Source organism: Streptomyces sp. NPDC059443 (genome assembly GCF_042750105.1).
In the GTDB taxonomy this organism is placed as follows: Bacteria; Actinomycetota; Actinomycetes; order Streptomycetales; family Streptomycetaceae; genus Streptomyces.
Genome location: NZ_JBHYVM010000024.1, coordinates 93,988 through 102,576, shown reverse-complemented (window position 1 = coordinate 102,576; position 8,589 = coordinate 93,988). Strand labels below are relative to the sequence as shown.

The window sequence follows — 8,589 nt, the reverse complement described above, 5'->3', positions numbered from 1 at the left end:
AGTAGACTCAGCTTGACGCCGAGTCGGACAGAGCTCACCCCCCCCCGCCCCCCCCGGGCGGCGGGGGGCCCCCCCCCCCCCCCCCCCCCGCTTCTCGTTGTGCCCGCTTCTTGTTGCGCCCCGCTTCTCGTCGTGCGGCCGGGCGGTGGAACGGCAGAGCACCCCTGGTGGCCCCTGCGGTACCCTGACGCCATGCGTGCCGTACGCCTTCTGCTTACCGAGCCGCGCTGAACAGCACCGACCGCACGAGACGGTCGGCCTCGGCGCGGCGCCCCCTCCTGTGCGAGGGGTTTTTTCGTTTGGGCAGGCAGAGACGGCAGAGACGATCGATGGAGCTTCAGAAATCATGAGCGAGACGAACACCCCGGCCCCCGAGGCGGCCGAGGCGCACCGCTACACGGCTGCCATGGCCGCCGACATCGAGGCACGCTGGCAGGACGTATGGGACGCGCAGGGCACCTACGAGGCCCCGAACCCGACCGGTGACCTGGCCGGCACTGAGTCTTCTCAGGCAGCCGCGGTCGTGGCGCGGCCCAAGAAGTTCATCATGGACATGTTCCCGTACCCCTCGGGCGCGGGCCTGCACGTCGGCCACCCGCTGGGTTACATCGCCACCGACGTCTACGCCCGCCACCAGCGGATGAGCGGCCACAACGTCCTGCACACCCTGGGCTTCGACGCCTTCGGCCTGCCGGCCGAGCAGTACGCCGTGCAGACGGGCACGCACCCGCGCGTGTCCACCGAGGCGAACATCGAGAACATGAAGGTCCAGCTGCGCCGGCTGGGTCTGGGCCACGACAAGCGCCGCTCCTTCGCGACGATCGACCCGGACTACTACAAGTGGACCCAGTGGATCTTCCTGCAGATCTACAACTCCTGGTACGACGCGGAGGCGAAGACGGCCCGTCCGATCGCCGAGCTGGTCGCCGCCTTCGAGGACGGCTCCCGCGAGGTGCCCGGCGGCGCTTCCTGGGCCGCGCTGAGCGCGGGCGAGCGGGCCGACGTGCTGAACGAGTACCGGCTGGCCTACGCCTCGGACGCGCCCGTCAACTGGTGCCCCGGGCTGGGCACCGTACTGGCCAACGAGGAAGTCACCGCCGACGGCCGGTCCGAGCGCGGCAACTTCCCGGTCTTCAAGTCCAAGCTGAGCCAGTGGAACATGCGGATCACGGCCTACGCCGACCGCCTGATCGACGACCTGGACGCGCTGGACTGGCCCGAGGCCATCAAGCTGCAGCAGCGCAACTGGATCGGCCGCAGCGAGGGCGCGCGCGTCGACTTCGCGGTCGGCGACGGCGATGCCATCACCGTCTTCACCACGCGCCCCGACACGCTGTTCGGCGCCACCTACATGGTGCTGGCGCCCGAGCACGACCTGGTCGCGAAGATCGTCCCGGCCGAGTGGCCCGAGGGCACCCGCCAGGTGTGGACCGGCGGCGCCGCGACCCCCGGCGAGGCCGTGGACGCGTACCGCAAGCAGGCCGCGTCGAAGTCGGACGTCGAGCGCCAGGCCGAGGCCAAGGACAAGACCGGTGTCTTCACCGGCGCCTTCGCGGTCAACCCGGTCAGTGGCGAGCAGGTGCCGGTCTTCATCGCGGACTACGTGCTGATGGGCTACGGCACCGGTGCGATCATGGCCGTCCCGGCGCACGACACCCGCGACTTCGCGTTCGCGCAGGCCTTCGAGCTGCCGATGCGCTGCGTCGTGCAGCCCACTGACGACCGCGACGCCGACCCGGCCGAGTGGGACGACGCGTTCTCCTCGTACGACGGCACGATCGTCCACTCCACGGGCGAGGGCATCTCGCTGGACGGCCTGGGCGTGGTCGAGGCGAAGGCCGCGATCACCGACTGGCTGGCCGAGCGCGGCATCGGCGAGGGGACCGTCAACTTCCGGCTGCGCGACTGGCTGTTCAGCCGCCAGCGGTACTGGGGCGAGCCCTTCCCGATCGTCTACGACGAGGACGGCGTCGCGCACTCCCTGCCCGCTTCGATGCTGCCGCTGGAGCTGCCGGAGGTCGAGGACTACTCGCCGCGCACCTTCGAGCCCGACGACGCCGGCTCCAAGCCGGAGACCCCGCTGTCGCGGAACGAGGCGTGGGTCAACGTGGAGCTGGACCTGGGCGACGGGCGCGGCGTGCGTTCGTACCGCCGCGAGACCAACACCATGCCGAACTGGGCCGGCTCCTGCTGGTACGAGCTGCGCTACCTGGACCCGAACAACTCCGAGGCGCTGGTCGACCCGGCGATCGAGCAGTACTGGATGGGCCCGAACGAGGGTGCGCCGCACGGCGGCGTCGACCTGTACGTGGGCGGCGCCGAGCACGCGGTCCTGCACCTGCTGTACGCGCGCTTCTGGTCGAAGGTGCTGTTCGACCTGGGGCACGTCTCCTCGGTCGAGCCGTTCCACAAGCTGTTCAACCAGGGCATGATCCAGGCGTACGCGTACACCGACTCGCGCGGTGTGTACGTACCGGCGGCCGAGGTCGAGGAGCGCGACGGCGGCTACTTCTACCAGGGCGAGCCCGTCAAGCGTGAGCACGGCAAGATGGGCAAGTCCCTGAAGAACGCCGTCACGCCGGACGAGATCTGCGAGGAGTACGGCGCGGACACCCTGCGCCTGTACGAGATGGCGATGGGCCCGCTGGACGTCTCGCGGCCGTGGGACACGCGGGCCGTGGTCGGCCAGTACCGGCTGCTGCAGCGCCTGTGGCGCAACGTGGTGGACGAGGAGACCGGCGCCGTCACAGTGGTCGACGCGGAGCCGGGCGAGAACACCCTGCGCGCGCTGCACAAGGCGATCGACGGGGCCGGCGCCGACATGGCGGGGCTGCGCTTCAACACGGCGATCGCGAAGATCACCGAGCTGAACAACGCCCTGACGAAGGCGGGCCGGCCGTTGGAGCGCTCGGTCGCCGAGCGGCTGGTCCTGCTGGTCGCCCCGCTGGCTCCGCACATCGCGGAGGAGCTGTGGCAGCGGCTGGGCCACACCGATTCGGTCGTCCACCAGGACTTCCCGGTCGCGGACCCGGCGTACGTCGTGGACGAGAGCGTGACCTGCGTCGTCCAGATCAAGGGCAAGGTCAAGGCGCGCCTGGAGGTGCCGCCGACGATCTCCGACGCCGACCTGGAGCAGCTGGCCCTGGGCGACGAGGCGGTCGTGGCGGCGCTGGGCGGGGCCGAGATCCGCAAGGTGATCGTGCGCGCGCCGAAGCTGGTGAACATCGTCGTGTGACCGGTGATGACCCTGGTCTAGGGGTTGTCCCGTACGGGCAGGTTGGGGGTTCGATTGGAACCCGCGGCCTGCCCGTGGCGTTTACGGTGGAAGGGACCTAAACGGCTGGGGAAGGAAACCTCATGGAGGCGGCTTTTATCATCGTGGCCCTGGTGCTGCTGTTCGCCTTCCTGGGGCTCGGGGCCTATGTGACGACGAAGGTGGTCAAGGCAGCCGTGCGCGGCGTGGACCGGACCATAACCCAGGCCCGCCGCACCGTGGAGGACACCACCTTGAAGGCACGCAGCTTCGGCCAGGTCGGTGTCGCGGGAGCGCTGGCCCAGCTGCGGCTGGACCTGCGGACGTCGATGCGGGCCACGCAGGACGCGCTGTACGAGGGGGTCAAGGCGGATGCCTCGCTGAAGGAGTCGATCGAGCTGTTCGAGCGGCTGAGCGGGCACGGGCACGAGCTGGACGACGAGCTGAAGCGGCTGGAGACGGAGCCGGACCGCAAGCGGACGGCGGAAGCCCTGCCGCAGCTGCGGGAGCGCACGTCGAAGATCACGCAGGCGGCGGACTCGCTGCGCTGGGCGGCGCGCGACCGCGCCCGCCGCTTCGCGGAGGACGACCTCTCGTCGCTGTCGGCCCAGATCGAAGTCGAGTCGGGCGCCCTGCGGGACTGGTCCCGACAATCCATCGACGACCTGCCGAGCCCGCCCCAGACCTCGCAGACCTCCCAGAGCTCTTGGAACACGCAGACCCCCCAGGCCCCCCAGAACTCTTGGAACACCCAGCACGCCCTTCCTCACGCCACCCCGACGCCCCAGTACCCCTGGCAGAAGGCGCCCCGCCCGGAAGCCACGACCTGAGCTCGTGCCGGGCGGGGGCCGGGCGGGCGCGGCCGCAGGGCCCCCGGCAGGGGTCCGGGCTGCCGGAACACCTCCACTGCCGGTAACCTCCGCCTCATGTCCCGCCATGTCGCGATCGTCACCGATTCCACGGCCTACCTGCCCCAACCAGCCATGGCGCGCCACGGAATCATCTCCGTCCCGCTGACCGTGGTCCTCGGCGACGAGGCCCTCGTGGAGGGAACCGAGATCTCGGCCCGCAGCCTCGCCCTCGCCCTGCAGAAGCGCCGCTCGGTCACCACCTCCCGCCCCAGTCCGGAGGAGTTCGTCCGGGCCTACCAGGCTTGTGCCGACGCCGGCGCGACCGGCATCGTCAGCCTGCACCTGTCCGCCGAGTTCTCCGGCACCTACGACGCCGCCGTGCTCGCCGCGAAGACCGCCCCGGTGCCCGTACGCGTCGTGGACACCGGCATGGTCGCGATGGCCCTCGGCTTCTGCGCCCTGGCCGCGGCCGAGGTGTCCGAGGCCGACGGTTCCCTGGACGAGGCCGTCGCCGCCGCGGAGAAGCGGGCCGCCGGGATGTCGGCGTACTTCTACGTCGACACCCTCGACTACCTCCGCCGCGGCGGCCGCATCGGCGCCGCACAGGCCCTGCTCGGTTCGGCACTGGCGGTCAAGCCACTGCTGACACTGGACGGGGGGCGGATCGAGATGCTGGAGAAGGTGCGTACGGCTTCCAAGGCCATCGCCCGCCTGGAGGAGCTGGCCGTCGAGCGGGCGGGTTCCGGAGCCGTCGATGTGGCGGTGCACCACCTGGCGGCCCCCGAGCGCGCGGAGAAGCTCGCGCAGCGGCTCCGCGAGCGGATCCCCGGACTGGTCGAACTGCACGTCAGCGAGGTCGGAGCGGTGATCGGCGCGCACACCGGGCCGGGGCTGCTGGCGGCGGTCGTTTCCCCGCGCTGATCACTGGATCGGGTGACGGGGTTATTCACAACGGGCCGGCCATCCACCGGAATTGAGGGCTCCGAACGGGGTTCCGGCTTCGGCCCTAACGTCGTGGCATGACTCTCCGTACACGCACTTCGTCCCCCGCCGGCGCCACCAGCGGCCCCGGCCGCCCCCGGCTCTCCGACGGCCGCATGCGCCATCGTCGCGGCGACCGCGCGGGCCACCCCGAGCCCGCCGCGGTGCGGCGCAGGGCCGAGGCCCTGCTGGGCGGCAATCCACCGGGCCCTCCGTCCCCGGACGTGGGTTCGGCTCCGGCACCGACCCCAACTCCGGTTCCGGTTCCCGTCCCGGTTCCGGTGCCCGAGCCGGCGGCGGTCGGGTCGCCGGGCGGGTCGGCTGCCGGGGTGGAGTCCCGGGGCGACGGGGACGGGCTGCCGGACGGGGTTGCCCGGCGGCTCGCCGTGCGGGAGCGGCTGCCCGTGTGGCTGCAGGCCCGTTGCGGGGTGGAGCCGCGGGCGGTGGCCGCCGTGTCGGTGGTGCTGGTCGCGGCGGTCGGGTTCGCCGGGCAGCAGTACTGGTCGGCCCGGCCGCAGCCGGTGACCGCACCAGCCCTGGTGGCGCCCGCGCCCGCTGCCGCCGTGCGGCCGGCGCCGACCGCCGGAGGCACGGCCGGGGGATCCACGGCCACCGGCCGGATCCTGGTGGACGTCAGCGGCAAGGTCCGGGACCCGGGTGTGCGGAGGCTGCCGGCCGGCTCGCGGGTGGAGGACGCCCTGGTCGCCGCCGGGGGAGTGCGGCCCGGGACGGACATCACCGGGCTCAACCGGGCCCGGGTCCTCATGGACGGCGAACAGGTGCTGGTCGGGGCTCCGGCTCCGCCACCGGCGGGCGGGGGTTCAGCGCCCGCTTCCGGGCCGCTGAGCCTCGGCACGGCCACGGCCGAGCAGTTGGACGGCCTGCCGGGGGTGGGCCCGGTCCTGGCTCAGCACATCGTGGACTTCCGGACGGTCCGTGGGGGCTTCCGGTCCGTGGAGGAGCTCCGGCAGGTCAACGGGATCGGCGAGCGCCGCTTCGCCGATCTGCGGAAGCTGGTGCGGCCGTGAGCGGGACCGGGGAAGCGGCGCTCCCCCCGGCCGGCGGGGACCCGGTGCGGGCACGCCCCCCGGATCTGCGCCTGGTGGTGCCGGCCCTGGCCGCCTGGGCGGCTGCCGCGCTCGCCCTCGGTGCGCCCCTCGGCTTGAGCGCCTGGGCGGCGGGGCTGGCGGTGGGCGTCGCCGGGCTGCTGATACTGGCCGGGTGCAGGCGTCAGGGGCCGCTCTGGAAGGCCGGGACGGCCGTGGCGGCGGCCCTGCTGTGCGCGGCCGCCGGGGCCGGGGTGGCCGGGCTCCAGCGGGCCGAGGCGCGGGCCGGGCCGGTGGCGGAGCTGGCCGGGGAGCACGCCCGGGTGCTGGCGGAGCTCACGGTCGGATCCGACCCCCGGACCGCCCGCAGCGGGAGCGGACCACCCGTGGTGGTGCTCGATGCGGTGGTGACCCGGGTGACCGGGCCGGGCGGGGCGCGGACCGGGGTGTCCACCCCAGTGCGGGTGCTGGCGGGGCATCCGGGATGGGCCCGGTTGCAGCCGTCGACCAGGGTCGCCGTGGTCGGCCGGCTGGCGCCGAACGGGGACGGCGAGCGGGCCGTCGCCCTTCTCCGGCCGGCCGGGGACGCGCCGCCACGGGTGACCGGCGGCCCGGACGCCGTGCAGCGGATCGCCGGGCGGCTGCGGGCCGGGCTGCGCGAGGTCACCGACGGTCTGGCGCCCGATGCCCGGGCCCTGCTGCCGGGGCTGGTGGTCGGGGACACCTCCCGGGTGGAGCCCGATCTGCACGAGGCGTTCCGGGCCACCGATCTGCTGCACCTGCTGGCGGTCTCCGGATCCAACCTGACCGTGGTGCTCTTCCTCCTCATCGGGCCCCCGGCCCGCGCGCAGCTGGCGGAGCGGGGTGGTCTGGCGCCGCGCCTGGGGCTCTCGCTGCGGGCGACGGCCCTGTGCGGAGCGGCGCTGACCCTGGCGTTCGTGGTGGTGTGCCGGCCGGAGCCCAGCGTGCTGCGGGCGGCGGCCTGCGGGTCGGTGACCTTGCTGGCCATCGCCACCGGGCGGCGCAGATCCCTGCTCCCGGCGCTGGCCGCCGCCGTACTGCTGCTGGTGCTCTACGACCCCTGGCTGGCCCGCAGCTACGGATTCCTCCTCTCGGTCCTGGCCACCGGGGCCCTGCTGACCCTGGCGCCCCGGTGGAGCGAGGCCCTGCGAAGCCGTGGGATGTGGCCGCGCCCGGCCGAGGCGCTGGGGGCCGCGGCGGCCGCGCAGGCGGTGTGCGCGCCGGTCGTCGCCGTGCTGTCGGCCCGGGTGAGCCTGGTGGCGGTGCCCTGCAATCTGCTGGCCGAGCTGGCCGCGGGCCCCGCTACGGTCCTGGGGTTCGCCGCGCTGGCGGCTGCCCCGCTGTGCAGGCCGGCGGCGGAGCTGCTGGCCTGGTGCGCGGGGGTGCCGGCCGGGTGGATCGCGGCGGTGGCCCGGGGCGGGGCGCGACTGCCTGGGGCGGAGCTGGGGTGGCCCGGCGGGGTGGGGGGAGGGTTGCTGCTCGCCACGGCCACCTTGGCGGTGGTGGGGCTCGGCCGGCGGCTCGGGATCAGGCGATGGCTCGCCTCCGCCCTGGCCGTGGCACTGCTCCTCGCGGTACTGAGGCCGCCGCTGGTCGCTCGTACGATCAAAGGGTGGCCGCCGCCCGGCTGGAGCTATGTGCAGTGCGCGGTCGGCCAGGGGGATGCCGCCGTCCTCGCCGTCGCCCCGGGCACGGCCGTGGTGGTGGACGCGGGCCCCGAGCCCGGTCCGGTGGACGCGTGCCTGAGGGAACTGGGCGTGCGGCGGGTGCCGTTGCTACTGCTGACGCACTTTCACGCCGACCACGTGGGCGGGCTGGCGGGGGTGCTGCGGGGGCGCACGGTGGGCGTGGTGCAGGTCACCACGCTGGAAGAGCCGCGGGGGCAGGCGGAGTTCGTACGGCGGACGGCGGCGGCCGCCGGGATTCCGGTGGTCCCCGCGATGGACGGGGAGCGGCGCAGGGCCGGGCCGCTGGAGTGGCAGGTGCTGTGGCCGCCGGCCGGGGGCCCGCCGTCCGAGGGGCCCAACGACGCGAGCGTGGCCCTGCTGGTGCGGACCGCCGGATTGACCCTCCTCCTGCTGGGCGACCTCGAACCGGACTCCCAACAAGAGCTGCTGAGGCGCCATCAGGAGCTGGGGCCGATCGACGTCCTCAAGGTCGCCCACCACGGCAGCGCACACCAGGACCCGGGCCTCTACGACCGGGTCCGGCCGCGCCTCGCGATCGTCCCGGTCGGCGCGGGCAACCGGTACGGGCATCCCGCCGAAGGTACGCTCGCGCGGCTGCGGGCCTCGGGGGCGGCCGTGCTGCGCACGGACGAGGACGGCTCGGTCGCCGTCACCGGCAGCGGCTCGCGGCTGAGGGCATTCCCGGTCATTCGACGACGGAACCGGCGCGGCCATACCGGGCGTGACCGCTCTGTTTGCCCACAACCCGA

General features: G+C 73.7%; 4 protein-coding genes and 1 pseudogene. All 5 read left to right on the top strand.

Annotation, left to right across the window (positions count from 1 at the left end; genetic code table 11):
* Positions 1 to 346 precede the first annotated feature (346 nt).
* Positions 347 to 3,235, top strand: a complete 2,889-nt coding sequence (gene leuS / locus ACFXDJ_RS23085; protein ID WP_384652562.1) for a leucine--tRNA ligase — start codon at positions 347 to 349, stop codon at positions 3,233 to 3,235.
* A 122-nt stretch (positions 3,236 to 3,357) separates the two neighbouring features.
* On the top strand, positions 3,358 to 4,083 hold the full coding sequence (locus ACFXDJ_RS23080) for a hypothetical protein (RefSeq protein ID WP_384652564.1): 726 nt from the start codon (positions 3,358 to 3,360) through the stop codon (positions 4,081 to 4,083).
* Positions 4,084 to 4,179: 96 nt separating this feature from the next.
* Positions 4,180 to 5,025, top strand: a complete 846-nt coding sequence (locus tag ACFXDJ_RS23075) for a DegV family protein (protein WP_384652566.1) — start codon at positions 4,180 to 4,182, stop codon at positions 5,023 to 5,025.
* A gap of 98 nt (positions 5,026 to 5,123) precedes the next feature.
* Positions 5,124 to 6,113 carry a helix-hairpin-helix domain-containing protein gene (locus ACFXDJ_RS23070; protein ID WP_384652568.1) on the top strand — a complete coding sequence of 330 codons (990 nt, stop codon included), beginning with the start codon at positions 5,124 to 5,126 and terminating at the stop codon, positions 6,111 to 6,113.
* Positions 6,110 to 8,518: pseudogene (locus ACFXDJ_RS23065) on the top strand (ComEC/Rec2 family competence protein); the annotation flags it as partial. The gene ACFXDJ_RS23070 and the pseudogene ACFXDJ_RS23065, both read left to right, overlap by 4 nt.
* Positions 8,519 to 8,589 lie beyond the last annotated feature (71 nt).